This is a genomic window from Pseudomonas sp. PS01303 (assembly GCF_029959385.1).
Lineage (GTDB): Bacteria > Pseudomonadota > Gammaproteobacteria > Pseudomonadales > Pseudomonadaceae > Aquipseudomonas > Aquipseudomonas rustica.
The window spans coordinates 1-1214 of sequence record NZ_JASCPK010000310.1 but is presented as its reverse complement, the minus strand read 5'-3'; the positions used below and the strand labels follow the sequence as shown (position 1 = coordinate 1214).

General features: G+C 59.9%; 2 protein-coding genes. Both read left to right on the top strand.

Annotated features, from left to right (window positions below; translation table 11 throughout):
• Positions 1 to 181 precede the first annotated feature (181 nt).
• Positions 182 to 763, top strand: coding sequence for a DJ-1/PfpI family protein (locus tag QMX93_RS30720; protein WP_159815792.1), 582 nt, complete (start codon positions 182 to 184; stop codon positions 761 to 763).
• Between the two features lie 13 nt (positions 764 to 776).
• On the top strand, positions 777 to 1082 hold the full coding sequence (locus QMX93_RS30715; protein ID WP_159815793.1) for a ribbon-helix-helix domain-containing protein: 306 nt from the start codon (positions 777 to 779) through the stop codon (positions 1080 to 1082).
• Positions 1083 to 1214 lie beyond the last annotated feature (132 nt).

The following is a 1214-nucleotide window of genomic DNA, read 5'->3' as shown; positions in this document are numbered from 1 at the left end:
TTATCCGTACAGTTTGCCGGCGCCATCGCGAGCAGGCTCACTCCTACATTTGAAATGCGTTCCCCTGTAGGAGTGAGCCTGCTCGCGATGGCGTTAACCCGGTAGTAGCCCGTTGTTACCCGTCACTGTCGAATAGGTCTACCTTGAACACTCCCAAGCATTTCCCAGAGGAGTCCTCCCCATGGCCGCGAAAAAGATTCTGATGCTGGTTGGCGATTACGTCGAAGACTACGAAGTGATGGTGCCGTTCCAGGCCCTGCAGATGGTCGGGCACACCGTCCACGCCGTGTGCCCCGACAAGCCATCCGGCGGCACCGTACGCACTGCGATCCATGACTTCGAAGGCGACCAGACTTACAGCGAAAAACCCGGTCACCTGTTCGCCCTCAACTTCGACTTCGCCAAGGTCAGCGAAGGCGATTACGACGCGCTGCTGATCCCCGGCGGTCGGGCCCCGGAATACCTGCGCCTCAACGAAAAAGTCCTCGACCTGGTGCGCGCCTTCGACAAGGCTGGCAAACCGATCGCGGCGGTCTGCCACGGTGCTCAGTTGCTGGCAGCTGCCGGCGTGCTCGAAGGTCGCGAGTGCAGCGCCTATCCGGCCTGCGCCCCGGAAGTGCGACTGGCGGGCGGTACGTACATCGACATCGCCGTGACGGATGGCCACGTTCAAGGCAATCTGGCCACGGCCCCGGCATGGCCGGCGCACCCGAACTGGCTAGCCGGTTTCCTCGGCTTGCTCGGCACTAAAATCACCCTGTAACGAGGATTCGCCGATGTGCGAGCTCTACGTCAAGGCCGACCCGATTCTCTACGAATCACGCTCGCGCTCACTGCGCATCTGCGGCGTGGTGACGACGTTGCGTCTGGAGAATCAGTTCTGGGACATCCTCAGCGAGATCGCCGAGGTCGACGGCATGACCACCAACCAGTTGATCGCCAAGCTGTATGAAGAGGTGATGGATTATCGCGGGGAGGTGGTGAATTTTGCGTCGTTCTTGCGGGTGAGTTGTACGCGGTATTTAAGTCAGCGGCGGGGAGCGGTTCCGGAATTATCGGTGGTGCGGGCTGGGGTGAAGTAGGTAACAACCGGGTGACGCCATCGCGAGCAGGCTCACTCCTACAGGAGAAACTCATTCCAACTGTAGGAGTGAGCCTGCTCGCGATGTGGCCAATAGAGGCGCTATAAATCCAGGATCAGAAAAACCGCGTCA

Coding starts and splice junctions, on each gene's coding strand:
- QMX93_RS30720 (WP_159815792.1), top strand. CDS start 182: ATGGCCGCGAAAAAGATTCTGATGCTGGTTGGCGATTACGTCGAAGAC.
- QMX93_RS30715 (WP_159815793.1), top strand. CDS start 777: ATGTGCGAGCTCTACGTCAAGGCCGACCCGATTCTCTACGAATCACGC.